The organism is Thiocapsa sp. C2-2m, from assembly GCF_041903745.1.
Taxonomy (GTDB): Bacteria; Pseudomonadota; Gammaproteobacteria; order Chromatiales; family Chromatiaceae; genus Thiocapsa; species Thiocapsa roseilacustris.
Genome location: NZ_JBBWVD010000014.1, coordinates 1 through 24,917, shown reverse-complemented (window position 1 = coordinate 24,917; position 24,917 = coordinate 1). Strand labels below are relative to the sequence as shown.

At 65.6% G+C, this 24,917-nt stretch carries 23 protein-coding genes; 12 read left to right on the top strand and 11 right to left on the bottom strand.

The window, feature by feature from the left end; all coding sequences use genetic code 11:
- Window position 1 precedes the first annotated feature (1 nt).
- Window positions 2-2,512 (top strand): EAL domain-containing protein, encoded by a 2,511-nt coding sequence (locus AADX97_RS12350; RefSeq protein WP_374239294.1) that lies wholly within the window; start codon window positions 2-4, stop codon window positions 2,510-2,512.
- A gap of 525 nt (window positions 2,513-3,037) precedes the next feature.
- Here AADX97_RS12350 and AADX97_RS12345 read toward each other — a convergent pair.
- Together AADX97_RS12345 and AADX97_RS12340 are read right to left on the bottom strand one after the other, a co-directional pair.
- A complete protein-coding gene (locus AADX97_RS12345; RefSeq protein WP_374236171.1) occupies window positions 3,038-4,522 on the bottom strand; it encodes a heavy metal sensor histidine kinase in 1,485 nt (494 codons plus the stop codon).
- Entirely contained in the window at window positions 4,519-5,196 is a 678-nt protein-coding gene (locus tag AADX97_RS12340; protein ID WP_374236170.1) for a heavy metal response regulator transcription factor, read from the bottom strand. The genes AADX97_RS12345 and AADX97_RS12340 overlap by 4 nt, the downstream gene beginning before the upstream one ends.
- Window positions 5,197-5,479: 283 nt before the next feature.
- Between AADX97_RS12340 and AADX97_RS12335 the strand changes: the two genes are divergently transcribed.
- Window positions 5,480-5,935 (top strand): hypothetical protein, encoded by a 456-nt coding sequence (locus AADX97_RS12335; protein ID WP_374236169.1) that lies wholly within the window; start codon window positions 5,480-5,482, stop codon window positions 5,933-5,935.
- A gap of 99 nt (window positions 5,936-6,034) precedes the next feature.
- On the opposite strand, the gene AADX97_RS12330 is transcribed toward AADX97_RS12335, so the two are convergent.
- From AADX97_RS12330 to AADX97_RS12295, 8 genes are all read right to left on the bottom strand, one after another.
- Window positions 6,035-6,580, bottom strand: a complete 546-nt coding sequence (locus AADX97_RS12330) for an NADH-quinone oxidoreductase subunit B family protein (protein ID WP_374236168.1) — start codon at window positions 6,578-6,580, stop codon at window positions 6,035-6,037.
- A 201-nt stretch (window positions 6,581-6,781) separates the two neighbouring features.
- Complete coding sequence (locus AADX97_RS12325; RefSeq protein WP_374236167.1) at window positions 6,782-7,003, bottom strand: antitoxin MazE family protein; 222 nt, start codon at window positions 7,001-7,003, stop codon at window positions 6,782-6,784.
- A gap of 333 nt (window positions 7,004-7,336) precedes the next feature.
- Window positions 7,337-8,971 (bottom strand): NADH-quinone oxidoreductase subunit C, encoded by a 1,635-nt coding sequence (locus AADX97_RS12320; protein WP_374236166.1) that lies wholly within the window; start codon window positions 8,969-8,971, stop codon window positions 7,337-7,339.
- Window positions 8,968-10,464, bottom strand: a complete 1,497-nt coding sequence (locus AADX97_RS12315) for a hydrogenase 4 subunit F (protein WP_374236164.1) — start codon at window positions 10,462-10,464, stop codon at window positions 8,968-8,970. Before AADX97_RS12315 ends, AADX97_RS12320 begins: the two co-directional genes overlap by 4 nt.
- Window positions 10,461-11,159 carry a formate hydrogenlyase gene (locus tag AADX97_RS12310; protein ID WP_374236163.1) on the bottom strand — a complete coding sequence of 233 codons (699 nt, stop codon included), beginning with the start codon at window positions 11,157-11,159 and terminating at the stop codon, window positions 10,461-10,463. Before AADX97_RS12310 ends, AADX97_RS12315 begins: the two co-directional genes overlap by 4 nt.
- The gene (locus tag AADX97_RS12305; RefSeq protein ID WP_374236162.1) at window positions 11,156-12,121 is read right to left on the bottom strand and encodes a respiratory chain complex I subunit 1 family protein; all 966 of its coding nucleotides are present in this window, start codon (window positions 12,119-12,121) and stop codon (window positions 11,156-11,158) included. Before AADX97_RS12305 ends, AADX97_RS12310 begins: the two co-directional genes overlap by 4 nt.
- A 199-nt stretch (window positions 12,122-12,320) precedes the next feature.
- Window positions 12,321-14,336, bottom strand: coding sequence for a hydrogenase 4 subunit B (hyfB, locus tag AADX97_RS12300; protein WP_374236161.1), 2,016 nt, complete (start codon window positions 14,334-14,336; stop codon window positions 12,321-12,323).
- A complete protein-coding gene (locus AADX97_RS12295; RefSeq protein WP_374236160.1) occupies window positions 14,333-14,614 on the bottom strand; it encodes a helix-turn-helix domain-containing protein in 282 nt (93 codons plus the stop codon). Before AADX97_RS12295 ends, hyfB begins: the two co-directional genes overlap by 4 nt.
- 216 nt (window positions 14,615-14,830) lie before the next feature.
- Here AADX97_RS12295 and AADX97_RS12290 point away from each other — a divergent pair, with 216 nt between their 5' ends.
- From AADX97_RS12290 to AADX97_RS12265, 6 genes are all read left to right on the top strand, one after another.
- The gene (locus AADX97_RS12290) at window positions 14,831-15,181 is read left to right on the top strand and encodes a YebG family protein (RefSeq protein WP_374236159.1); all 351 of its coding nucleotides are present in this window, start codon (window positions 14,831-14,833) and stop codon (window positions 15,179-15,181) included.
- Between the two features lie 497 nt (window positions 15,182-15,678).
- Window positions 15,679-16,251, top strand: coding sequence for a DUF3365 domain-containing protein (locus AADX97_RS12285; protein WP_374236158.1), 573 nt, complete (start codon window positions 15,679-15,681; stop codon window positions 16,249-16,251).
- A 72-nt stretch (window positions 16,252-16,323) separates the two neighbouring features.
- Entirely contained in the window at window positions 16,324-16,938 is a 615-nt protein-coding gene (locus AADX97_RS12280) for a hypothetical protein (RefSeq protein ID WP_374236157.1), read from the top strand.
- 22 nt (window positions 16,939-16,960) lie between these two features.
- A complete protein-coding gene (locus tag AADX97_RS12275; protein ID WP_374236156.1) occupies window positions 16,961-18,154 on the top strand; it encodes an NAD(P)/FAD-dependent oxidoreductase in 1,194 nt (397 codons plus the stop codon).
- A 139-nt stretch (window positions 18,155-18,293) separates the two neighbouring features.
- Window positions 18,294-18,773, top strand: coding sequence for a CreA family protein (locus AADX97_RS12270; RefSeq protein ID WP_374236155.1), 480 nt, complete (start codon window positions 18,294-18,296; stop codon window positions 18,771-18,773).
- 239 nt (window positions 18,774-19,012) lie between these two features.
- A complete protein-coding gene (locus AADX97_RS12265; RefSeq protein ID WP_374236154.1) occupies window positions 19,013-19,615 on the top strand; it encodes a hypothetical protein in 603 nt (200 codons plus the stop codon).
- Window positions 19,616-19,665: 50 nt separating this feature from the next.
- On the opposite strand, the gene dksA is transcribed toward AADX97_RS12265, so the two are convergent.
- A complete protein-coding gene (gene dksA / locus AADX97_RS12260) occupies window positions 19,666-20,091 on the bottom strand; it encodes an RNA polymerase-binding protein DksA (protein WP_374236153.1) in 426 nt (141 codons plus the stop codon).
- A gap of 460 nt (window positions 20,092-20,551) precedes the next feature.
- Between dksA and AADX97_RS12255 the strand changes: the two genes are divergently transcribed.
- The 4 genes from AADX97_RS12255 (at window position 20,552) to AADX97_RS12240 (ending at window position 24,740) form a co-directional block, all read left to right on the top strand.
- Window positions 20,552-22,213 carry a porin gene (locus AADX97_RS12255; RefSeq protein ID WP_374236152.1) on the top strand — a complete coding sequence of 554 codons (1,662 nt, stop codon included), beginning with the start codon at window positions 20,552-20,554 and terminating at the stop codon, window positions 22,211-22,213.
- A 198-nt stretch (window positions 22,214-22,411) separates the two neighbouring features.
- Window positions 22,412-23,317, top strand: a complete 906-nt coding sequence (locus tag AADX97_RS12250) for a metal ABC transporter substrate-binding protein (RefSeq protein WP_374236151.1) — start codon at window positions 22,412-22,414, stop codon at window positions 23,315-23,317.
- Window positions 23,314-23,913 (top strand): ATP-binding cassette domain-containing protein, encoded by a 600-nt coding sequence (locus tag AADX97_RS12245; RefSeq protein ID WP_374236150.1) that lies wholly within the window; start codon window positions 23,314-23,316, stop codon window positions 23,911-23,913. Before AADX97_RS12250 ends, AADX97_RS12245 begins: the two co-directional genes overlap by 4 nt.
- Window positions 23,910-24,740: a metal ABC transporter permease gene (locus AADX97_RS12240; protein WP_374236149.1), complete on the top strand. Its 831-nt coding sequence runs from the start codon at window positions 23,910-23,912 to the stop codon at window positions 24,738-24,740. The genes AADX97_RS12245 and AADX97_RS12240 overlap by 4 nt, the downstream gene beginning before the upstream one ends.
- Window positions 24,741-24,917 lie beyond the last annotated feature (177 nt).

The following is a 24,917-nucleotide window of genomic DNA, read 5'->3' as shown; positions in this document are numbered from 1 at the left end:
CATGGAAGCGGCACGGGAAGAGGCGCTGAATCGGCTCCGGAAGATTGCCAGCCGGGTACCGGGAATGGTTTATCAGTATCGTTTGCGACCCGACGGCAGCTCCTGCTTTCCCTTTGCCAGCGAGGCGATCCGCGACATCTATCGCGTCAGCCCGGAGGACGTCCGCGAGGATGCCTCCCCGGTCTTCGCCGTGCTGCACCCGGATGACAGCGATGCTGTCGTCGCGTCCATCCAGACCTCGGCGCATGCCCTGACCCCCTGGCGGGCCGAGTATCGGGTGCGCTTCGCCGACGGCACGGAGCGCTGGCTGTCCGGCAATTCGCTGCCCGAGCGCGAAGCCGACGGCGCGGTGCTCTGGCACGGCTTCATCACGGATATCAGCGAGCGCAAGCAGGACGAGCAAGCGCTCCAGCTCGCCGCCAGCGTCTTCAGCCATGCCAACGAAGGCATCATGATCACCGCCGGCGATGGCACCATTCTCGATGTCAATGAGGCATTTACCGAGATCACCGGGTATCGCCGCGACGAGGTGCTGGGCCAAAACCCACGCCTCCTCGGCTCGGGCCGGCAGGATCAGGCGTTTTACGCGGCGCTGTGGCGCACGCTGCTCGCCACCGGCGAGTGGAGCGGTGAGCTCTGGAACCGACGCCGGAACGGAGACGTGTACGCCGTGCGGGAAAACATCAGCGCGATATGCAACGCACAGGGCAACACCCATCAGTATGTCGCTTTGTTCTCCGATATCACCGCGCTCAAGGAGCACGAAGGCCGGCTCGAACAACTGGCCCAGTTCGACGCGCTGACCGCGCTGCCCAACCGCAGACTGCTGGCCGACCGCCTGCATCAGGCGATGGCGCAGACCCAGCGACGGGGACAACGGCTGGCGTTGGGCTATCTCGACCTGGACGGCTTCAAGGCCATCAATGACCGGCATGGACACGAGTTGGGTGACCGGGTGCTGGTCGCCGTGGCGGAGCGGATGCAGGCGGTGCTGCGCGAGGGCGACACGCTCGCCCGGCTGGGTGGCGACGAATTCGCCCTGGTGCTGATCGATCTCGCCGACCCCGACGTCAGCGCGCCACTGCTCGAGCGCCTGCTCGCCGCCGCCGCCGAGCCGGTGCGGATCGGTGATCTCCTGGTGCAGGTCTCGGCCAGCCTCGGCGTCACCTTCTACCCGCAGGCGGGCGTGGTCGATGGGGATCTCCTGCTGCGTCAGGCCGATCAGGCCATGTATCAGGCCAAGCAGTCCGGCAAAAATCGCTTCTACCTCTTCGACACGCAACTGGACCAGCGCATCCGTGGCCATCACGCAGACCTCGAGCACATCCGCCACGCCTTGGCCGCGCGTGAGCTCGTGCTCTATTACCAGCCCAAGGTCAATCTGCGCACCGGCACAGTCATCGGCGCCGAGGCCCTGATCCGTTGGCGGCACCCGCAACGCGGTCTGCTGGCCCCGGCGCTCTTCCTGCCGACGACCGAGAATCACCCGCTGGCGGTCGAGGTCGGCGAGTGGGTCATCAAGACCGCCCTCGCCCAGACCGACGCCTGGCGGGCGCTCGGCCTGGCGCTTCCGGTGAGCGTCAATGTCGGCGCCCGGCAGTTACAGCAGGTGGATTTCGTCGCACGCTTGCGCGCCCTGCTGGCGGAGTACCCGGGGGTCGCGCCGTCCGGTCTCTGTCTGGAGATCCTCGAAACCAGCGCGATCGATGATCTGGTCGGGACATCCCGGGTGATCGATGCCTGCCGCGAGCTCGGGGTGAGTGTCGCGCTGGATGATTTCGGCACGGGCTATTCCTCGCTGACCTATCTGAAACGTCTGGCGGTCACCCAACTCAAGATCGATAAAAGCTTTGTATCCGGGATGCTGAACGACCCGGAGGATCTGGCGATCGTCGAGAGCATCTTGAGCCTGGCGGGCACCTTCAATCGTCAGGTCATCGCCGAGGGGGTCGAGACCCTGGAGCACGGGGAGATGCTGCTGAGATTCGGCTGCGACCTGGCTCAGGGCTTCGGCATCGCGCGTCCCATGCCGGCCCATGAGATGCCCGGTTGGCTGGCCGCCTGGCAGACCCCTGCCGGTTGGGCCGAGCTCCCGGCCGCGCGCCGCGAGCATCTGCCCTTGCTCTATGCCGGCGTCGAACACCGCGCCTGGGTTGCCGCCATCGAAGCGCATCTCGGGAGCGAGCAGGGCGTGCCCCTGCCGGATGTCCGTCAATGCCGTTTTGCGGCCTGGTTACGGACCGAGGTATCGTCTGGTCATGGCGCGGAGCCCGGCTTCCAGCGCATCGATGCCTTGCACCGGCAGGTGCACGGGGTGGTGGACGAGCTGCTGGAGCTGCGGGCGTGCGACCGAAATCCGGAAGCGCTGACCAGACTGGGAGAGCTCCATGACCTGAGGGACAGCTTGCTGGATGCCCTGAAGGAGTGGGTGCGCGAACGGAGTCGATCGACCGCGATGATCGGTGAGGTGCGGTTGAGCGACTTGTACGGCCATCTCGGACAAGCGAGATGATGTCGTGAAAACGTGCGATTGCCATGGGACCCGACAATCGGACGTGGGGGCGGTTCGAAAACCGCTGCTTCGGCAAGCAGACACTGGATTTAACCTAAAAGCGGCAGTTGAACGGCCCCCGGGGTGCGTCCCGCGCGGTGCCTGGCAAGGCGCAACGAGGCATCGTAGTGGTTCTACGACAACGCGTTGCAACACAGCCAGGTGCCGCGCGGGGCGTGCCCCGGGGGTCGTCGTGGTCATCACCCTGCAGGTGACGCCGAGTAGAGCCTCGATGTCGATTCCGATCAATCCCTTGGGCCAAATCCGGGGACAGTATACGTAACTCGAGGACGCGGCGAGTGTCGTCTGTCCACACAACTGCGGACCCTGAACAGGCGTAGGTTGTGCCGAGCCGTGCGAGGCACAACCAACCGTCGGCGCAAGTTGTGCTTCCTATCGTCAGCACAACCTACGGGTATGGAAGTTTGCGGAACTCACCTTATCTCCTCGAACCTGCTCGACAGCTCGACACCCTGCTGACCCCGGTCATGTTCCTGTGCTGGGGGCAGGCACCTGCGCGGCGGTATGAGGATGCGCACTGGGCAAGGTCACCCTAAATCGCGTCCAACCCGCGCTGGAGGCGGCTGCGACAGCACCACCGTGGGCCTCGACGACGGACTTGACGATAGCGAGGCCGAGCCCGGTGCCGGAACCCGCCGTTTCGCCGCGGCGGCCGCGGGCGGGATCGGCACGGTAGAAGCGCTCGAAGAGACGGGCAGCCTGCTCCGGCGAGATGGGTAGCCCGGGGTTCTCCACGAGGATCCGCACGTGACGCCCGTCGTCCTCGAGCTGCACGCGTACCTGCTGTCCCGTGCCGGTGTGGCGGATGGCGTTGCTCAGGAGGTTGCTCAAGGCCCGGCGCAACATCAAAGGGTCGGCCCGCGCGCAGGCACTGCCGGTCAAGATCAGAGAGACGCCGCGCTCCTCGGCCCAGGCATCGAAATAGTCGAACAGGTCTCGCACCTGGGCTGCGAGGTCCAGGACATCGGCGGTCGGGTGCAGCAGGCCGTGGTCCGCACGGGCGAGAAAGAGCATGTCGCCGATCATCTGGCCCATGCGCTCGTACTCTTCGAGGCTCGAATACAGCACCTCGCGATACTGATCGGCGTCGCGTGCGGCATTGAGCGCGACCTGGGTCTGGAGCGTGAGATTGGAGATGGGCGTGCGCAGCTCGTGGGCGATGTCCGCGGAGACATCCGACAGGCGTTGGAAGCTGTCCTGCAGGCGCGCGAGCATGGCGTTGAAGGCGACCACCAACGACTTGATCTCGGGCGGCACCCGCGTCTCGGGCAGGCGTGCACCGAGCCGGCTCGCGTCCAGGTCCGCGGCCAAGGCCGTGATGCGTCGCAGCGGGCGCAGGCCGGCGTGCGTGACGGCCCAACCCAAGGCGGCGGCGGCAGCCGCGGCCAGCAGCATGGCCAGCACCAGGATGCGCCGAAACTCGGCCATAAAGGCTTGGTGATGGCTGATGTCGAGGCCGATGGCGACGGTATCGGACGGCGGTTCGGCCATGCCCTCCATCTTCGCGTCCCGCGTCTGCTGAGACGCCCCGACGGGGACGCGGGCGATCAACCCGCGAAAGGCGCGCGGGCCATCGTCCCAGCGGACCCAGAGGGTATCCTCCGGCTGCCCCGAATCGCTGCGCCCCGACGCGGTCTCGGGAGGAAGCTGCCCGCGCGCACTGACGAAGCGAACCCTGCCGTCGGGCGCCTGGACACGCAGCGCCAATCCCGGATGGCCGACCAGCGCGGCCTCCAGGTCCGCCGGCAGGCTCGTCAGTGCCGCAGGTGTCGTCGCCCTGCCGAGCAGGTTACGCACCAATGCGAGCTTGCCGGCGATCTCGTGGTGATCGAGCTCCCGGAAATGCAGTGCGACCGCGCGCTCCAACGTCCATCCCAGGCCGAGCAGCAGGGCCACGGTCGAGACCGCGAACAAGAGGCTCAGCCGGACGGTAAGGGACGGCGCCCTCACTCCGGCGTGTCCAGCACGTAGCCCATGCCGCGCACGGTCTGGATCAAACGGGGCTCGAAGCCCTCGTCGACCTTCAGACGCAGCCGGCGTACGGCGACATCGACCACGTTGGTATCGCTGTCGAAGTTCATGTCCCACACCGAGGAGGCGATGAGCGATCGCGGCAAGACCTCCCCGCGACGGCGCATGAACAATTCCAGCAGGGCATATTCCTTGGCCGTCAGCTCGATGCGTCGACCGCCGCGCAGCACGCGACGGCGCAGCAAGTCCAACTCCAGATCGGCCACGCGCAGGACGGTCGGCTCGCTCGTCGCCCGGCCTCGCCGCAAAAGGGTCCGCACCCGCGCCAACAGCTCGGCGAAGGCAAAGGGCTTGATCAGGTAGTCGTCGGCGCCGAGCTCCAGCCCCTTCACGCGGTCGTCCACCTGGTCGCGCGCCGTGAGGAACAGCACCGGCAGATCCGGATCCTTGCGCCGCACGCCGCAGAGGACTTGCCAGCCGTCCAGACCCGGCAGCATGACGTCCAGGATCACCAGGTCATAGTCCCCGCCGGCGGCCAGATGCAGACCGTCGAAGCCGTCGCGCGCCAGGTCGACAACGAAGCCCGCCTCGGTCAATCCCTGGCGCAGATAATCGCCCGTCTTGGGCTCGTCCTCGACGATCAGAATCCTCATCACTGTCCTCGACGTCGTTGCGCTGGCTCGGGCCGTGGATCCCGAACCTTCTCCGGCCGATCGTCAAGCGATGAAAATGACGCATTTGTCATGGTCCGGTCAGCATGGGGTCAGTGCCGCGAGGGAGAATCAAAGGGCCAAGCGGATCCTCGCATCCGCCTCGGTCCCGGCCGGTTCCGGCTCGGGCACCGACAATCCATGGTGGGCGTGGCTCGGTTGCGCGCCGTCGCGAAACCCGACGCCTCGCCCGCCGCACGACCCGACCGCAAACGGAGAGAGTCCCATGAGAACCATGACTGGCGTCCTGCTTGCACTCGCCCTCGCAACCCCCGCACTCGCGCATGACGACGCCACGCTGGACGCGACGCCGTCCCCGAACGGCGGTCAGATCCGCATGTCCGGACCCTACCATTTCGAGCTGGTGCTCGGCGACAACGAGGTCAGCGTCTATCTCACCGACCACGCCGATACTCCCGTGCCGAGCGAGGGCGTCGGCGGCAACCTGATCATCATGAGCGGCGAGCGCGTGACGATCCCCGTCGTCCCGACAGGCGACAACAAACTCACCGGCCAAGGCACCTTCGAGAAGCGCCAGGACATGAAGGCAATCGTGTCGCTGAACTTCCCGGACGGCAACAGCTGGCAGGCCCGATTCACACCGGGCACCCGCGTCGGATCGGATCAATCCGCAGCCGTCGATCCAGCGACCGACGGCGACGACCACGCCCACCATCACTAAACCGCGTCCAGAGCGACATGCGTCGTTATCATGTTGTATTCGGCCTTGGGGATTTCACCGACCTTGGCGGAGACGCGGTTTAATCGCGGAGCCGACCGATCAGCGCTCGTTCCGATCGCCTGCCGCGGTTTCATCCGATGGCATCATGGCCCCGAGCAGTCCCTTCAGAAGATCGATCGGCGCGGGCGGACAGCCCGGAATCTTCACATCCACCGGGATGACGTTCTCGACCGCACCGCAGGAGGCATAAGAGACACCGATCTCGCCGCCGTCGCAGGCGCAGGTCCCGGCGGCGATCACGAATTTGGGTGACGGGGTGGCGCGCCAGGCGCGGCGCAGTGCGGTCTCCATGTGCCGCGAGACCGGTCCGGTCACGAGCAGCACGTCGGCATGACGGGGCGAGGCAACGAAGTGGATACCGAAGCGCTCTACATCATAGAAAGGGTTATTGAGCGCATGGATCTCCAGCTCGCAGCCGTTGCAGGAGCCCGCGTCGACCTGGCGGATGGCGAGACTGCCGGCGAAGCGCGCATCGATCTGTCGGCGCACCTCGATCCCGAGCCGTTCCAGCTCCGCATCGTCGTGTGAAGGCGCGGCCTCGGCGACGACACCGGTGCGGAAAGATTGCTTAAGAATTCGGAACATGCTGAACCGCGTCTCGTAGTAATACGGAAGAGTGATCGCCAACCGCGATGGCGAGGATACCCATGAACCCTGTGCATGACGCGGTTCAGAAAAAAAGCATTCAATATCCTGAACCGCGCCCGCTCCGGCGTCCGTTGATGGCCGTGAGGTCGAACCGAACCAGGAAGGGCGCCTGTCGTATAGAGGCGCGGTTCAGAAGCTTCATGCCAACCACTCATCGGCATCCGCGACGGCAGCGTCGATGAAGTCCATCAATCCCTGATCCGCCGGATCCGCCTGCGCAACCGCGATCGATTGGCGACGACACACCTCGGAGAACCCCGGCTGGTTTGTATCGGGCATCCAGATCTGCAAGGGCCTCAGTCCGGCCGCTCGAAGCGAATCGCGCCGCTTCCGAACACTTTCGTTGGCGGGTGGCGTCATGGGAGTCTCCAGGGAATCGTTAGGCTTTTTCCCGTGAAATAGTCATCCCGACTCCGCATGCCGGGAAGACCTTTTGGGACCAGGGGCGAATGAATTCGCCCCTACACGCATGTCGATCCTTTCCCGAAATCACCTGACATGTCGCTTATGCCGAACGCCAGGCGCATCAATAGCCAATTGATAGCCGCGATGACAAGGATACCTACGAATCCTCTGCATAACGCAGTTCCGAAAAAAGCTTTCAATATCCTGAACCGCGCCTGCGAAAACATTCGTTGATGAGCGCGAGTCCGAGCCGAGCGGCCAACCCCGCATGTGCTAAAGGGGCGCGGTTCAGAGGTCCACCCCCGCATACGACCCATTAACCGACTTATTGCACACCGGAAAGTCGGGGACAATGTTGCCGTGGATCAGCCGCTCCAGGGCCGGCCAGGTGAACCAGCTCGGGTCGCGCGGAAAGAAGCGGGCGATCCGGCCCTCTGCGGCGAAGCGCACGAAGCAGAGGATCTCGCCGCGCCAGCCTTCGATCAGGCCCAGGCCCATGGCGCCCTCCTCCGGTCGCGGGAAGGGTGCGGCGATCTCACCCTCCGGCAGGGCATCGAACAGGCGATCGAGCATCCAGAGACTGGCACGGACCTCCTTCATGCGGACCCGCACACGGGCGGCGACATCGCCGGCCGTCTCGTCCGGGATCTCGACGTTCACCTGATCGTACGGCGCATAGGGGTTGTCGCGGCGGACATCGAACGTCAGCCCGCTGGCCTTGCCCACATAGCCGGTGCAGCCGAGCGCGCACGCGTCGGCTTGCGCGAGGATGCCGGTGCCGATCAGCCGATCGTCGAGCGAGGGATGGTCGTCGACGATCGCGAACAGGGGCTCGATGGCCTTGTGCAGGGCCGCATGGTCCAGACGCAGCTCGCGGAAGGCCGTCTCCGAGAGATCGCAGGCAACGCCGCCGGGGATCAGCGTGTTCATCATCAGGCGGTGGCCGAAGAGTGCGGCGCTGCGGCGCTGCCACTGCTCGCGCAGCCGGGCGCATTGGATGTGGGCGAAGGCGAATCCGACATCGTTGCAGATGGCGCCGATGTCGCCGAGATGATTGGCGATGCGCTCACGCTCGGCCAGGATGGCGCGCAGGCTCATCGCGCGCGGCGGCGGCGCGCAACCGGCGGCGCGTTCCATCGCCTGGGCGGCGGCCCAGGCGTGGGCAACGGTCGAGTCGCCCGAGACACGCCCGGCGAGTCGCATCAGACCCTGCGGATCGCGCCCGACGGCGAGCTTCTCGATCCCGCGATGGACATAGCCGAGGCGCTCCTCGAGACGCAAAACGTCCTCGCCTGCGGCCTGGAAGCGGAAGTGTCCTGGCTCGATGATGCCGGCATGGACGGGGCCGACCGGGATCTCGTAGACGCCGCTGCCCTGGATGCGGGTGAAGGGGTAGTCGACATCGGCCGGGGTGCGCCGCGTGCTGCGCCCTTCGATCGGGAAATCCGCGCGCAGGGGAAAGTCATCGGTCGACCAGGCCTGATGGCGGGTCCAACGTCGATCGTCCGGATGCCCGAAAAAGCGCACGCCGGTCAGGTCTTGGGCATGGCGTTCCAGGCGATCGACGCCGGGGTAAACCGGCGTGTGCGAGCCCAGATCCGGGTGTGCTTGCGGCACCAGGGTTTGCAGGATCAGATAGTCGCCGCCCTGCTCCAGACACGCCTGGACACGGATGGCCGGACCTTCGATCCCAGTCCCGCTCTCGGCCCCGCTCTCCATCGGGCCAGCCCCGAGCGGATCGGCCCAGAGGCCGGCGTGTCTGAGCCCCATCGCCGCGGCGATCTTGCCTGCCGGCCCCCAGTCCTCGGCATCGAGCTCCAGACAATGGGCCGGGGCCAGGGCGCGGGCGTCGCCGTGTCGGGCGATCACATGATCGTCCTCGAGCCGGGCCAGAAACTCGGACAGCCAGTCGAAACGGCTCATAGCAGGCTGCTCCCCGTAATGAGTTGCGTCGCCCGGTTCAGCCATTGCGCAAGGAAGCCGGGAATCGCAAGCCCGAGCCAGAGCACCAGTCCCAGATGGACGACGACCGGGATCATGTTGGCCTGAACAGGCTGTTGGCCTTCGGGCCGGGTGCCGTAAACCATCGGGTGCAGGTGCCGGAAGAGCCCGGCGAAGGCGATGGCCAGACCGGTCACGAGCGGGAGCGTCAGCCAGGGCTGCGCCTGCATGGTGGCGGTGAGCAGCAGGAACTCGCTGGTGAAGACCCCGAACGGCGGGAAGCCGGCGATGGCGGCCACGCCGATCAGCAGCGACCAGCCGACCGCCGGCTGGGTGCGGATGAGTCCGCGGATCTTCTCGATCCCCTGACTTCCAGCGATGTGCGCGGCATGACCGACAGTGACGAAGATGGCGGATTTGGTGAGCGAATGCACCAGCATGTGCAGCAGCGCGCCGAAGGTGGCGAGCGGGCCGCCGAGTCCGAACGCGAAGGTCATCAGCCCCATGTGTTCGATGGAGGAGTAGCTGAACAGACGCTTGATGTCGCGCTGGCGATGCAGAAAGAGCGCGGCGACCGTGAAGGAGACCAGCCCGAAACCCATCAGCAAGGCGCCCGCCAGGTGCGGCGAGTCGGTCGCCGCCAGCGAGCCGTCGACCAGCATCTTGAAACGCACCAGGGCATAGAGGGCGACGTTCAGCAGCAACCCGGAAAGCACGGCGGACATGGGTGTCGGCCCCTCGGAGTGGGCGTCGGGCAGCCACTGGTGCATGGGCACCAGGCCGATCTTGGTGCCGTAGCCCACCAGCAGGAAGACGAAGGCGATGCGCATCACTGTGGGGTCGAGCGCCGCGGCATGGGTGTGAAGGCTGCTCCAGATCAGTCCGGCACCGGGCTCGGCAAGCGCGCCGAAATCGACATGCTGGGCGGCGAAATAGGTCAGCACGGTGCCGAACAGGGCGAGCGCGATGCCCACACCGCAGAGGATGAAATACTTCCAGGCCGCCTCGATCGCCTCGGGTGTGCGATAGAGCGAAACGAGCAGGACGGTGGCCAGGGTCGCGCCCTCGACCGCCACCCAGAGGACACCCAGGTTGTCGGTGGTGAGCGCCGTCAGCATCGTCAGCATGAAGGTCTGATACATGCTGTGATAGACGCGCATGCCGCCCAGATAGACGCGACCCTCGGCACGGACATGGCGCATGTAAGGTCGCGAGAAGATCGATGTGGTCAGGCCGACGAAGGCGGTCAAGGCGACCAGATAGACGTTAAAGGCATCGACCCGAAAGCCGATGCCGATCAGTTGGCCGAAGACCTCGCCGTCGATGGCCACCGTCCAGGCCAACCAGCCGGCCGCGACCAGCGTCAGCGCCGAGACGGCGAGGTTCAGCCAGCCACCCCAGACGGGCGGCCGGACCAGGGCCAGCAGGAGCGCACCCAGCAGAGGCGTGAGCAGGGTGAGCAGGAGTGCGGTCACGGGCGCTCCTCCCCCGCCATCTCGGCCGTCTCGCTCAGCCGATTGAGCCGATCCACGTCCAGCGAGTCGATGCTCTGGCGGATCTGCAGGAAGAAGACCCCGAACAGGACCATGGCGACCAGGACGTCGAAGGCGACGCCCAGCTCGACAATCAAGGGCATGCCGCCGGTCGCCGAGACGGCGGCGAGGAAGAGCCCGTTCTCGATCGACATGAACCCCAGCACCTGGGCGACCGCCTGGTGGCGCACCACCATCATCAAAAAGCCGATCAGGACCACCGCAAGACTGATAGCGAGGATGTTGCGGGTGAAGGCCTGCTCCTCGGCCACCATCGGCAGGACCAGCCAGGAGCTGAAGATCACCAGGCCGACCGCCGCCATGATGGACAGGGTCGGACGCTGTAGGGCCTCGGTGTGCCGCTCCAGCTCGAGCCGGCGGACCTGTCGGTGGAGCATCGCCGGGATCACCAGCGCCTTGAGGAGCAGCGTCAACCCGGCCGAGAAATACAGATGATGGACCTCGCCGCTCAGCGCCACGACCGCGGTGACCGCAGCGACCAGGGCGCCCTGCCAGGCGAAGGCATGGATCGCCGAGACCAGCCGACTCTGCGCCAGCAGGACAAAGGAGAGGAAAAGCACCAGGGCGGCCAGCAGGACCACCAACTGTTGCAGCAGCGGCAACGCCGGGAGGTTCATGCCCCGACCTCCAGGATCACGTGACTCAAGAGTCCGAGGAGCGCCAGCAGCAAGGCGAGATTCAGAAAAGCCGGGACACGGAACAGACGCATCTTCGCCAGGACCGTCTCGGCCACCGCCAGTGCGGCCCCGAGCACCGCCAGCTTGAGCAGGATGGCGCCCAAGCCGATCGCCAGCGACAGGGGGGCCGGATCCGTCGCGATCCCCCAGGGAAAGAAGATGTTGGCGACCAACACACCGTAGAGCAGGAGCTTGATCTGAGCGGCCCACTCCATCAGGGCCAGGTGCCGACCCGAGTATTCGAGCACCATGGCCTCGTGGACCATGGTCAGCTCCAGGTGGGTCGTCGGATTGTCGACCGGGATGCGACCCGTCTCGGCGAGCGCCACCAGCGTCAGCCCGGCAAAGGCGAAGAGATAGGAGGGGCGCAGAACGAAGGCGTCGCCCAGATGATTCGCGATGAGGCTGCCCAGATTGGTGCTGTGGGCAGTCATGGCGAGGGTGAAGACCGCCATCAGCATCGCGGGCTCGGCCAGGGCGGAGATCATCATCTCGCGCGAGGCGCCCATGCCGCCGAAGGCGGTGCCTACGTCCATGCCGGCAAGGGCCAGAAAGACGCGCGCCAGGGCCAGCAGCCCGGCCAGGACGATGATGTCGGCGACCACTGCGGTCGGCAGATCGATGGTCAGGAGCGGCACCGTCGCCGCCGCCAGCCAGGTGGCGACGAAGACCACGGAGGGTGCGGCACGAAACAGAGACGAAGCGGTATGGGCGACACGGGCCTCCTTGAAGAGCAGCTTGCGCAGCTCGCGATAGGGCTGAAAGGCCGATGCCCCGCGCCGGTTCTGCAAGCGCGCCTTGACCTTGCGGATCCAGCCCACCAGAAGCGGGGCGAGCGCCGGAAACAGGAGCGCCTGCACGAAGGCAAGCAGCCAGGCGGATGGAGTGAGGATGTCGACCATTAAACCGCGTCCAGAGCAAGATGCTTACTTTCGATTGAGATCGACGTTTGGTGTATCCACGACCCTGAGCGGGGACGCGGTTTAAACTTTTATATTTTTTAATACTTTAAACCGCGCCAGCTCTAACGGTCGTCAAGTCTGCCGGGGCCGATCCCATCCAAAAACATCGCGTACCGCGCTGGGCGCGGTTTAAATCCGCTCACGCGGAGACGATCCACAGCAGGACCAGAAGGGTCACCAGGGTCCAACCCAGATAGACGCGCACATTGCCCGACTGCAGACGGACCACGCGTCGCGCCGCGGCCTCGACCAGACGGGCCAGGGGCAGATAAAGCGCGTCCCAACTGCGGTCGCCGATCTTGATCTGATGGCGCATCCCGCCGTCGTCGCGCGCGGCCTGCGTCTCCTCGACCCGGAACAGCAGCGCGAAGACCCGCCGCACCGGTTGGGCGAAGGCGGTCGCGGTGTATTGCATCCGCGCCGTCGGCGGTGCGAAACCGCAGTCCCAGGCATCGCAGCGGCGCACCCGGCGCACGCCGACGTGGTGCAGGCCCCAGACCACGAGAACGGCGATGGCGATGAGCAGCACCGTCACCAGAGGCGCGCTGTAGCTGGCCGTTTCGAACACATCGGGCACCAGCCAGAGCCAGCCTTGGCTGCCTGCGTCGGGCAGCCCGCCGCCGAGGACCTGGCGCGGGACGGCGTCGATCAGACCGATGACCAGGGTCGGAAAGAGACCGAGCAGCACACAGAGAACGGCGAGCAGCCCCTGCCCGGCGCGGATCCCCCAAGGCCCGGGCCGGGCGCGGCGCACATGCCGACTGCGCGCCTGACCGAGGAAGGCGATGCCGTAAACCTTCACGAAGGTCGCCGCCACCAAGGCGCCGGTGAGCGCCAGCACGGCGGTCGCGATCGGGATGAGGCTGCGCATGACGCCGCTGTCGAGCTGCCAGGCCTGCAGGGCGGCCTGGAAGGTCAGCCATTCGGAGACGAATCCGTTGAAGGGCGGCAGTGCCGCGATCGACAGACACCCGATCAGGAAAAAGAGCCCCGTCCAAGGCATGCGCCGCAGCAGACCGCCCATCTGCTCCAGATCCCGCTCGTGGGTGCTGTGCAGGATGGAGCCGGCGCCGAGAAAGAGCAGGCCCTTGAAGAGGGCATGATTGAGCGCGTGATAGAGCGCCGCGACGAAGGCGAGCGCGCCCGGCAGCGGATGGCCGGTGTCGATGAAGATCAGCGCCAAACCCAGTCCGATAAAGACGATGCCCAGATTCTCGACCGATGAATAGGCGAGCAGGCGTTTCAGATCGGTCTGCATCAGCGCAAAGAGCGCGCCCGTGAGCGCCGAGAGGCAGCCGATCGCCAGCACCGCCATCCCCCAGGTCCACTGGACATCGCCGATCAGATCGAAGACGACGCGGATGAAGCCGTAGACCGCCACCTTGAGCATGACGCCGGACATCAGGGCCGAGATGTAGGACGGCGCGGCCGGATGGGCCTCGGGCAGCCAAGCGTGCAGCGGCACCAGACCGGCCTTCATGCCGAAGCCGAGGAAGACCAACCCGAACGCGATGCTGGCCCAAGCCGGCGACAGCTCGGCAGCGCGCATAGACGCAAAGGCGAAACCCTCGCCGAAAGAGGCCAGCACACCGAACCCGAGCAGGATGCTCAAACCCCCGACATGGGCCATCAGCAGATAGAGAAAAGCCGCGCGTCGGTTAGCCGCCTGCTCATGCTGAAAGGCGACCAGGAAGTAGGACGCCAGCGACATGACCTCCCAGGCGATCATGAAGAGAAAGGCGTCGTCGGCCAGAACGACCAGGAGCATCCCGGCGAGGAAGAGCCCGGTGAAACCGCCGAGTGCGACCAGCGAATCCCGGCCCTGCTCGAGACCGCGCACGTAGGCCGGCCCGTAGAGCCCGACCGCGCTGGTCACCAGACCGATCAGGAGCAGAAAGAACCCGGCGAGTGCATCGAGACGCAGATGCCAAGGCAGCCAAGGCAGTCCCAGGGGCAAGGTCGCCGTCGCCGCGCCGCCCGACAACAAGGCGCCCAATCCCGCGACGATCGCCGCGACACCGCAGAGACCGGTCAGCGGCATGGCCGCGAAGCGCACCACCTTGGGGAAACGCGCCGTCAGCAGAGAGACTGCGGCCGACCCGAGGGCGAGCGCCACCGCGAGTCCGGCGATGGTCAGAGCGGTCTCGATCCTCATGGCGTGGCGTCGGCGCCGCTCGCCTCCGAGGCCGTCTGCTTGAGGCGGACCCCGCGCCCGCCGCCAGCGCTGACCTGACCCTCGCCGATCAGCTCGATCCCGGCCCGGTCGAGGGCCTCGATCAGCTTCATGACCGAATCCAGGTTGCCGCGGACTTGACCCTCACTGGCTTCCATCCGTTGGATGGTCGGCACGGACAGACCCGCAGCCTCGGCCAAACGCCTTTGGTCGATCCCCAGCAGGGCACGCGCGGCGCGGATTTGAGCGGCAATAATCATGTTTTAGGCATCATTACTCATGGTTTCATGATGATTTTATGGTGCTTAGCGATCATTTAGCAAGGCCCTTCCGATGCATCGAGCCGTTCGGCGCCCGGCTGAGCGCTCGCACCGGCGCCGACGGTCTCGCGTGCATGCCTGTCTTTTTACACAGTATACTGTCGGCTCAAGCCCTCGCGCGGGGCATCACCACAGCCGACCCCGGAGCCCAAGACCGTGATCGAGATCGAATACGTCGTCAGAGACCAGAAGGGAGCCGAACGCTTGCGTACGACCGACAAAAAGGCCGCCGACGCCTACGACAAAGCACTTGAAAGCGCGGAACGTCTCGCCGAGCTCCTGCGCCACGACAGGATCCTGCCCGATTTGCCCGAGAGCGATCTCGAGGAGCTGACCATCTATCTCGCGCGCAACGCCAGGACGGTCGAGCGCATCCTCAAAGGCAAGTCGGCCGAGATCGAGCCGATGGAGAGCGAGAAAGGCGACAACGAGAAGGGCGCCATCGAGACGGTCGCGGAGCAGCCCGAGCCGACGTCCAAGGTCGCGCCCCTGCGGGCCGCAGGCTGATCGGGCCGTTCGGGTTAACAAGCGCAGCCAATGCGGCAATCCAGGCACGAGCAACCGGGTCGGGTGGACAAGTGCAGCGCAGCCGGGCTCGGTGGACTTCGCTCCCGCTCGTCCACCCTGCCGACCGGACGATAGGCTCGGTCAGAGCGGACAATACCCGACGCGTTCGATGCATCGAAGAATCAATGCGTGTCGGGGTGATCCTGTCTAGGGTGCACCCGAAGACCAAGCACGTGGAACTCTCGACGATCGATCCGTCAAAGATAGCGTGCCGCGCATCGGGGGCACGGATGCGCGACCAATCCAAGCCGGTCGAACTCAACGCACGATCAGCTATCAGCTCTCAGCTATCAGCTATCAGCTCTCAGCTCTCAGCTCTCAGCTCTCAGCTATCAGCCACTAACCACTAACCACTAACCACTAACCACTAACCACTAACCACTAACCACTAACCACTAACCACTATCCACTATCCACTATCCCCGGAGACCTTACGCATGAAGCTCATCGCACGCCTGACCGCTGCAACCGCCATTCTCGCCACGACGACACTCAGTGCCGAACCGGCTCCGAACCCGAACGCTGCCGAAGCCAAGGCCATCGTCCAGGAGTTCGCCACCACCCTGCAGGGCGAGCTGCAGGCCGCCATCAAGGAAGGCGGGCCGACCAACGCCATCGCGGTTTGCCAAGACCGTGCACCCGCCATCGCGGCCGACCTCTCCAAGCGCTCCGGTTGGGAGGTCGGTCGGACCAGTCTCAAGACCCGCAACACCGCCGACAACGCGCCGGACGCCTGGGAACAGAAGATCCTCGCTGACTTCGACGCCCGTCGCGCCGCCGGCGAAGACGCGCAACCCATGGCCTATGCCGAGGTCGTGGAGACCGCCGACGGCAAGACCTTCCGCTTCATGAAGGCGATCCCGACCGCGGAGGTCTGCCTCGCCTGCCACGGCAGCGACATCACGCCGGAGGTCGCGGCGGCGACCGATGAGCGCTATCCTGACGACATGGCACGCGGCTACAGCCTCGGCGACGTCCGAGGCGCATTCAGCCTATCCAAGCCGCTCTGATCCTACACCGCCCGGGTGACAGCCCGGGCGACCGCTTCAGCATCGGTCCGGGCTCTTGCCCGAGCCACCAACGTGACATCAGCCATGGCCGAGGAACGGTTCGATCTCAGCTATAGGGGCGATCTGACTCCCGGAGCCGATCCGGCACGGGTGCGCGAGCGCCTGACGGCGCTCTTCAAGCTCAGCGAGACTGGTGCCGAGCGCCTCTTCACCGGTCGACCGGTGATCGTGAAGCGCAACGCCGATGCCGCGACCACGGCACGCTTCACCGAGGTCTTCGAGGAAGCCGGCGCCCTCCTGACGGTGACGCCGCTGGATACCGGATCGCAGTGGCCGCCCCCCGACAACGCAACGGATGCCGTATCCGCTGCGCACCGCGACCCATCCCCGCAGTCGGACGCATCCGAAGACAGCGGCACCCCGCCACTCGCGCTGGCCACCACCCAAGATGACTTTCTCGAACCCTCACGCACGGTTAACATAGCGGCCTTCGACACTGGCGAGCTGAGCCTCGTCTCGGGGCAAGACTGGAGCCTGGCGGACTGCGAGCCGCCGCCCACGCCGATTCCGATCCCCGACATCGACTATCTCTCGCTCGCCGAGATGGAGCCGCCGACCGAGCGCCCTCGGACCGAGAGCCCGCGGAGCGAGACCCCTCGTCGTGAGAACCAAGACCCGCCCGACTGACGCATCAGCCTATGAGCAGAGTATGAGCACGGATTTGGACCATATCGTCATCGGCGCCGGCATCAGCGGCTTGGGTGCCGCTCATTTCGCGACCCGCCGCGGCCGGCGGACCCTCGTGCTCGAGTCCTCGGATCGTGTCGGGGGCTGCATCAACAGCCAGAGCTTTCCGGAGCTCGGCGGCTTCTGGACCGAGGCCGGCGGTCACACCTGCTTCAACAGCTACGGCAATCTGCTGTCGATCCTGGACGATCTCGGATTGACCCGACACGTTCAGCCCAAGGGGAAGGTCGGCTATCTCCTTTGGAGGGGCGGGCAGCGGGGCTCGATCGTCTCGGCACTGCACATTTGGGAGGCGCTGCGCTCGATCCCGAAGATCTTCTCCGCCCCCAAAGAAGGGCGCAGCGTCTCCGACTATTACGGCGATGTGCTCGGGCGCCGCAACTATCGCGATCTCCTGCGTCATGCCTTTCAGGCCGTGATCTGCCAGCCGGCCGACGACTACCCCGCCGAGGCGCTGTTTCGGCGCAAACCGCGCCGCAAGAACGTGATCAAGGCATTCACCTTCTCGACCGGACTCTCCGCCATCCCGGCGGCGATCGCCGCGCAGAAGGGGCTCGAGGTCCGCACCGGAGCGCAGATCTCCGCGATCGAGCGCAACGGCGAGGGCTTTCGCGTCACGACCGGCGGGGAGACGTTGAGCTGCGGCTCGCTCACCCTCGCCGTCCCGCCCGATGTCGCCACCGCGCTGATGCCGTCCGGCTTCGACGCCGCGCGGGCCGCGATCACCGATATCAGCGTGGCCGAGATCGAAACCCTGGTCCTGGCGTTCCGCACCTCGGACCTGGGGCTCAAACCTATCGCAGGCCTCATCGCGGTGGACGAGGCATTCTACTCGGCCGTCTCGCGCGACTTTCTCGCCGACCCGAGCTACCGCGGATTCGCCTTCCACTTCCGACCCGGCGTGCTGAGCGAGCAGGCCCAGATCGAGCGAGCCTGTCTCGCGCTGGGCACCACGCCGAGCCACATCGCGGCACAGGCGCGGGTGCACAATCGATTGCCGGCCCTGCGCACGGGCCATGCCGCGCGGATACGACGGCTCGACGAGACCCTCGCCGGGACACAGCTCGCGGTCACCGGAAACTGGTTCCTCGGCGTCTCCATCGAGGACGCCCTGACACGCAGCCGCAGCGAGTCCGATCGACTCTTCGCGGGATAAGGTGATTTCCGGGAAAGCATCGACCAACATGTAGCGGCGACTTTAGTCGCCCGGTCAGCATTGGCAACACGCACGGCCGGGATGATCATTCCCGGCAATCCCCTAAGGCTCAACATCGCCACCGATCGAGATCGACCCCATGAGAACACGTATCGCGCTCGGGCTAACCCTATTCTTACTGATCGGCACGGCCGCCGCCGAGATCATCGGCAGCGTCGCCACCAAGTTCAAGTGGATGGGCCCGAACGACAAGATCCTTATCGAGGTCTTCGATGACGAGGAGATCCCGGGCGTGGTCTGTTATTTGAGTCGCGCCAAAACGGGGGGCGTTTCGGGTGCGGTCGGCGTCGCGGAAGACACCTCCGATGCGGCGATCCATTGTGTCCAAGTCGGTCCCATCACGCTGGCCGACGACATTCGCGACGGCAAGCAGGACGGCGCCGAGGTCTTCAAGAAGCGCACCTCGCTGCTGTTCAAGAGCCTCCAAGTCGTGCGCTTCTTCGACGCCCCCCGACATACGCTGGTCTACTTGAGCTACAGCGACAGGGTCATCGAAGGCTCGCCCAAGAACAGTATTACCGCTGTTCCGATTCTGCCGTGGGGCAGCCCCGCGCCATAAGGCGATTTCCGAAGGAACCGTAGGTTGTGCTGACGATAGGAGGCACAACTTGCGCCGACGGCAGGTTGTGCCTCGCACGGCTCGGCACAACCTACGCCCCGCCTTGGGGAAGCCTCGCACCTCGAAGAAAGAGAGAAGAATGCTCCGATTGGGGGGCGATCGTTTGCCTTGTGCGGAAAAAAAGGCGGCGGAGCAAATATTCGACCCGATCTCGACAGCACGAAGGGGAAGGCAGGCCGATGACACAGCCCATCGCAGATGCGCAAGGTGCCGCAAAAAGAATCGCACTCGGCGGGAGCGAGGCCGCTCCTGCAGTGCCGAGCCGAGTCGGTTGGTCCAACGCCGAAATCCATCGATGTGGCCTGGCAGACGCCGAGGGGGTCAACGCCTCCATCGTGTCCGCGGTGAACGGGATGCGAGAGGGTGATTTCGAGCGTCGCTCCCATTTTATCGGTGGTCGGTTCGAGAACCTGTACCTCGAGCGCACACGCATCCCGGCCATTCTGCCGGTTCTGGATCAGGCACTTGCCTGCGCCGGCTTGATCCTCGGGCGCGCGCCAGGGACGCTGCGCTGCGGGTTTTGGCTGAATCTCACGGGGCCGGGTCAAAGCACCTCGGAGCACACTCACGACGAGCACGACGAGCTGCTCTCCGGGGTCTACTATGTCGCCGTCCCGCCGGATTCGGGCGATTTGATCCTCTACGACGGGCCATCGAGGATTCACATCGAGCCCTATGCCGGAACCTTCCTCTTTTTCCCGCCGAACCTTCCCCATGCCGTCGAGACCAATCGCAGCGCATCGCCGCGCCTGTCGATCGGCATCAATATCGGCCCAGGCTGAGAACCGAACGCGCCGCACCAGCCTCGACCGGGCACGGGGCAGAGCTGGCCTCACATGGCGCCACTCAACTGCTGGCGCTCCTTGATCTCGCGCCGCTCCTGCGCCTCGACCGAGAGGGTCGCGACCGGACGTGCTTCCAGGCGTGCCAGCCCGATCGGCTCGCCGGTCTCCTCGCAATAGCCGTAGCTGCCGTCCTCGATCCGCACCAACGCCTGGTCGATCTTGTGAACCAGTTTGCGACAACGGTCGCGGGTCCTCAGCTCCAGCGCCTGATCCGCCTCGCGGGTGGCGCGATCCACGTCGTCGCCGACCTCTTGATGGGCAGTGTCGCGCAGACCATCGAGCGTTCCTTGAGCCTCCTCCAGAAGCTCGGTCCGCCAGGCGAGCAGCTTGGCGCGAAAATAGGCCAGTTGGCGCTCGTTCATGTACTCCTCATCGGGACCGGGAGAATAGTCGGATCCTGGATCCTCAGCCATCGGACACCCCCTCACCTTGACGCAGATCGAATATGTAATAACATAACACGACTTCAGTACCTTCTTGAGTAGGCTAACCCGAACGTGCTGTCGCCACCCGGATCAGGCAACGCATCGGTCCCGATGCAACGCCCTGTTCGCGACCGGAACCCCGCAGATCTCGCCGGCACTCAGCCCGAGGCATGCACCGCAAACCGCCCTTGGCCTCAGCCGGTCAGACCGCCGGCAATCCAAGTGACGTCGGCGGAGCATCGCGTATTCGGGTGGCCTTGGGCAAGTCTATCGGCGACGAAATATCGGCGACGAAAGGCTCCGGGTCCTGGATCCGGCCACCGAGAACGGATGCGGTTCAGCCGGGATGGACCGTCCAATTACCGTCACCCGACGCTGCGACCGAATCCGTATCGCTTTGTAGACCACCTCATGTTGTACCTTGGATTGCAACGAGCGCCTAACATCTATGAAACGCTATAACATCATCTCACGAAACCCGCCAACGGCTGAGATTCCGGTCCCGCGCCCGATCAATCCAGGGTTTACGGCCAAAATCGCTTGCGCTGTTGCCTTGCTGGCGCCGATGACCGCCTTCCCCGCCACGGATGTCGAGATCGCGGAGCTCCGGGCGATCGTCGATCAGATGAAATCCCAGTACGAGCGCCGGATTCAGGATCTCGAAGCCCGCCTCGCGAAGGCCGAGCGTGATGCGACGAAGGCCGCAACGCGTTCGGAGGCCGCTGCGGAGCGGGCAGAGCAGGCAGCCCGGGTCGCCTCGACCGAGTCCCGACCGATGACCGCGCCGCTCGTCACGCCCCCCGCAAGCCCGGAGCCGGGCAAGACGGGCCTCGGTGCACTGGGCTCGGGCAATGCGTTCAACCCGCAGATCTCGGTCTTCCTCGACGGCAACTATTACCACGACGGGATCGACGGCGAGGGAGCATCTCTCGTCGGACTCGCCTACCAACCGTCGCGCGGTGCAGACCAGGGTCACGACCACAACGGCGACGCGCACGACGATGAAGGCCATATGCATGGCGCGGCCGAGAACGGGTTTAACTTCCGCGAGGCCGAGATTGCCTTTTCCGCGACCGTCGATCCCTATTTCGATGCCTCGCTCTTCCTCGCGATCGACGGTGACGGCACCGTCGAGCTGGAAGAGGGCTATTTTCAGACCCGCAGCCTCCCGGCCGGACTGCGCGTGAAAGGCGGCAAGTTCCTCAGCGACTTCGGCTACATCAACCGGCAGCATCCCCATCAATGGGACTTCGTCGATCAGAACCTGCCCTATCTCAATCTGCTCGGCCCGCACGGACTTCAGGACACCGGGCTTCAACTGACCTGGCTCCCGAAGCTGCCGGTCTATACCCTGCTCGGCGTCGAGGGGTTGCAGGGCAATCAGGAGATCTTCGGCGCGACCTTGGGCGACGACGACCAGGCGGCGCTGGAGCTCGGCGACACCGACGACGGCCCGCGACTCTGGACCGCCTTCGCCAAGGTCGCACCCGAGATCGGGGTCAATCATGCGCTTCAGCTCGGGCTGTCCTACGCGAACAACAACCAGCATCAAGAGGTCCAGGAGCACGCCCATGCGCACGACGGAGACGACGATGACGAGGGGCATGACGACGATCACGCGATCGAGATTCACCGCAACGCTCTCTCCGGCGACGCGCAGTTGTGGGGTGTCGACCTGGTGTACAAATACGACGGCGGCGGCGCCTACGGACACAAGAGCTTCAAGCTTCAGAGCGAGTACCTTCGCTCGATCAAGGACATGAGGATCACCTCGAGCGCCCATCCGGAGGTCGTCGGCTCACGCCGCACCTTCACCACGGACGGCCTCTACGCCCAGGCGATCTATGGATTCGCGCCGAAATGGACGGCCGGTCTGCGCTACGACGTGCTCGGGATGACCAACGAGGTCAGCGGCGGCGAGAACGCCGGCTTCGGCTCGTCGGATCGTTGGACCCTCGATGTCACCTGGAACCTCTCGGAGTTCTCGCGGCTGCGCGCCCAGTATGCGCACAACGACATTCTGCAGGCGCCGGGCGAGCGCGAGCGGTTCGATGCCTTTTACCTTCAGTTCCTGGTGAGTATGGGCTCGCACGGGGCGCACGCCTTCTGAAATCCGGGATCGCCGACTTCAGTCGGCCCGGAGCACGGACGATGGGGCCGATCCGTCACCTCCGGACCGCTCGACACAGGTGCCGACTGAAATCGGCGGTCCCGGGAACCGGGCTTCCTGCTGTGCTGATGCCTGGTTGGCGGCGCATTCGGAACTGCTGTAGTCGGTTTTTTCAACGCGGTTGATACGGGAATCATCATGAGCAAAGGTGTTGTTGTTTCGCTGATCGGGACGCTGCTCGGGGGTCTGCTCGCCTTCGGGTCGGCACAGGCCGACGAGCTGGATGTCGTGGCAACCAGCTCGAGTATGGGCGCACTGGCTCGCACGGTCGGTGCCGGGCGCGCGCAGATCAGGGTGCTGGCCTCGCCGGATCGCGATCTGCACATGCTCCAAGCCAAGCCGACCATGATTCGCGCGCTGCGCGATGCGGATCTGGTCGTTGCCGTGGGTGCGGAGCTCGAGGTCGGCTGGCTGCCGGCGGCGATCGCCAGTGCCGCCAATCCGCGGATCCTGCCCGGCCAGCCCGGCTATTTCGAGGCCGCCGCGCAGGTCGATCTGTTGGAGGTCGGCTCGCCGGCGGACCGCGCGCTCGGCGATGTCCATCCGGTCGGCAACCCGCACGTCAATATGGATCCGGTGCGGATGGCGATCGTCGCCGCCGCACTGGGCGAGCGTATGGCGCTGCTCGATCCAGCGGGCGCCCAGACCTATCGGGCCAATGCGCGGTCCTTCGCGGCTGCGGTGGAGCAACGCCTGGACGCTTGGCAAGCCCGGCTGGCTGGCGCACCGGGTGTGGTCCTCTATCATCGCGACGCGCTCTATCTGCTCGATCGCTTCGGGGTGCCTCTGCTGGGCACCATCGAGGAGATCCCGGGCGTACCGCCGACGGCCCAGCAGATCAAGGCCCTGTCCGAGCATCTCCAGGATCGATCGGGCGTGATCGTCTATGCCCCTTACATGTCGGCGCAGGCACCGGAACGCCTGGCCAAGGGCTTGGGATGGGAAGCCCGCCGTCTCGCGCTCGACCCGCCGATCGGCGCCGACGGGGGCGGTTATCTCGACCACATCGACCTCTGGGTAGACACTCTGTCGCAAGCGCGGTGAGCGGGCCGCTGCTGCATGTGGAGGATCTCGTCGCCGGCTATGGCCGGCCGGTGGTCGGGCCCGTCTCGCTCGAGATCTCCCCCGGCGAGGTCGTGGGTCTTTGGGGTCCGAACGGGTGCGGCAAGTCCACGCTGCTCAACGCCATTGCCGACCGTGCCGATCGGCTGGCAGGACGCATCGTCCGGATGCCCGGCCTGATCATCGCCTATCAGGCGCAGCAGCCCGTCCGCCTGCCGAGCATGCCGGTGACCGGGCGCGAGCTGCTGCGCTTTGCCGGTGCATCCCTGCAGGACATGCCCGTGTCCATCCAGTCGGTCTTGCGACGGCGCATCGACCGCCTAAGCGGCGGTCAATATCAGCTCCTGTGCGTCTGGGCCGCCCTCGCCGGCCGGGCCGATCTGATCCTGCTCGACGAGCCCACCAACAACCTCGACCCCGCGCACGAGGCCCTGTTGACCGAGATGCTCACCCCGAGCCGACTCGCCCGGCGAGACGCGAGCGTCGCGCAACCCCGACCGGACCGGGGCGTGCTGGTCGTCAGCCACGAGCGGCGCTTTCTCGAGGAGACCTGCTCGCGGATGATCGAGATCGCATGAGCCCGCTCGACCTCCTTCTGGATCCCTTGTTTCGACTGCCCCTGATCACCGGGATGGCCATCGCGCTGGTCTTGCCCCTGATCGGGGCCTTGCTCCTGCTGCGCGATGAATGGCTGGCCGCACTCGGACTCGCGCACCTGGCCGCCGCGAGCGCACTGCTCGGACTTGCCGTCGGTCTGCCCGCAGTGCTCGGCGCACCGCTCGGCGCGCTGGCCGGCGGCGCGGTCAAGTCGTTGACGCATGCACGCGGCAATCTCGCCTACGGATTCATGATCCTGTTCGGGTGGTCGGCGCTTTATCTGATCGCGGCCAACACCAGTCTCGGCGCGACACTCGGACACGCGCTCGTCGACGGTCAGCTCTATTTCGCGGGGGCACTGGAATTGATTGCCGCACTGGCGCTCGCCGGGCTCGCCGCAGCCGCCCTGCCCCGACTCGTGCCCCGGCTGATGCGCGCGCGTTTCTTTCCACACGACGAAACCGCGAACCGCCTGCCGGCACACCGCTGGCACCTGGGCTTCGACCTTTTGACCGCACTGGCGATGGCGATCGGCACCGCGACCGTCGGTCTCATGGGTGCCTTCGCGCTGGTCTTGGTGCCGGCCTGGATCGCGTTTCGCATTGCCCCGGGCTGGACCTGGACGCTGGTCATCTGCGGTTTGATCGGCGTCGGCGGCTATCTCCTGGCCTACCTCGCGGCACTGGCGCTGGATCAGCCCTTCGGTCCGGTGCTGGTGGCGGTGCTGATCACGCTGGCCGCGACGGTCGAGGCGGGGCAAGGTCTGATCGGCCGAATAGGTCCGGTGCGCGCGCGGCAGGTGCGTTGAACCGCGTCCAGAGCGAGATGGTCAACCTCGAATGAGCTCGACGTTTGGTGCATCCACAACCCTTAGGCGATTTCTGCAAACGTCCATACCCGTAGGTTGTGCTGACGATAGGAAGCACAACTTGCGCCTACGGTTGGTTGTGCCTCGCACGGCTCGGCACAACCTACGGGTATGGAC

Coding starts and splice junctions, on each gene's coding strand:
- AADX97_RS12295 (WP_374236160.1), bottom strand. CDS start 14,614: ATGATTATTGCCGCTCAAATCCGCGCCGCGCGTGCCCTGCTGGGGATC.
- AADX97_RS12310 (WP_374236163.1), bottom strand. CDS start 11,159: ATGAACCTCCCGGCGTTGCCGCTGCTGCAACAGTTGGTGGTCCTGCTG.
- AADX97_RS12340 (WP_374236170.1), bottom strand. CDS start 5,196: ATGAGGATTCTGATCGTCGAGGACGAGCCCAAGACGGGCGATTATCTG.
- AADX97_RS12265 (WP_374236154.1), top strand. CDS start 19,013: ATGACACAGCCCATCGCAGATGCGCAAGGTGCCGCAAAAAGAATCGCA.
- AADX97_RS12240 (WP_374236149.1), top strand. CDS start 23,910: ATGAGCCCGCTCGACCTCCTTCTGGATCCCTTGTTTCGACTGCCCCTG.
- AADX97_RS12305 (WP_374236162.1), bottom strand. CDS start 12,121: ATGGTCGACATCCTCACTCCATCCGCCTGGCTGCTTGCCTTCGTGCAG.
- AADX97_RS12270 (WP_374236155.1), top strand. CDS start 18,294: ATGAGAACACGTATCGCGCTCGGGCTAACCCTATTCTTACTGATCGGC.
- dksA (WP_374236153.1), bottom strand. CDS start 20,091: ATGGCTGAGGATCCAGGATCCGACTATTCTCCCGGTCCCGATGAGGAG.
- AADX97_RS12330 (WP_374236168.1), bottom strand. CDS start 6,580: ATGTTCCGAATTCTTAAGCAATCTTTCCGCACCGGTGTCGTCGCCGAG.
- AADX97_RS12250 (WP_374236151.1), top strand. CDS start 22,412: ATGAGCAAAGGTGTTGTTGTTTCGCTGATCGGGACGCTGCTCGGGGGT.
- AADX97_RS12275 (WP_374236156.1), top strand. CDS start 16,961: ATGAGCACGGATTTGGACCATATCGTCATCGGCGCCGGCATCAGCGGC.
- AADX97_RS12350 (WP_374239294.1), top strand. CDS start 2: ATGGAAGCGGCACGGGAAGAGGCGCTGAATCGGCTCCGGAAGATTGCC.
- AADX97_RS12335 (WP_374236169.1), top strand. CDS start 5,480: ATGAGAACCATGACTGGCGTCCTGCTTGCACTCGCCCTCGCAACCCCC.
- AADX97_RS12285 (WP_374236158.1), top strand. CDS start 15,679: ATGAAGCTCATCGCACGCCTGACCGCTGCAACCGCCATTCTCGCCACG.
- AADX97_RS12325 (WP_374236167.1), bottom strand. CDS start 7,003: ATGACGCCACCCGCCAACGAAAGTGTTCGGAAGCGGCGCGATTCGCTT.
- AADX97_RS12255 (WP_374236152.1), top strand. CDS start 20,552: ATGAAACGCTATAACATCATCTCACGAAACCCGCCAACGGCTGAGATT.
- hyfB (WP_374236161.1), bottom strand. CDS start 14,336: ATGAGGATCGAGACCGCTCTGACCATCGCCGGACTCGCGGTGGCGCTC.
- AADX97_RS12320 (WP_374236166.1), bottom strand. CDS start 8,971: ATGAGCCGTTTCGACTGGCTGTCCGAGTTTCTGGCCCGGCTCGAGGAC.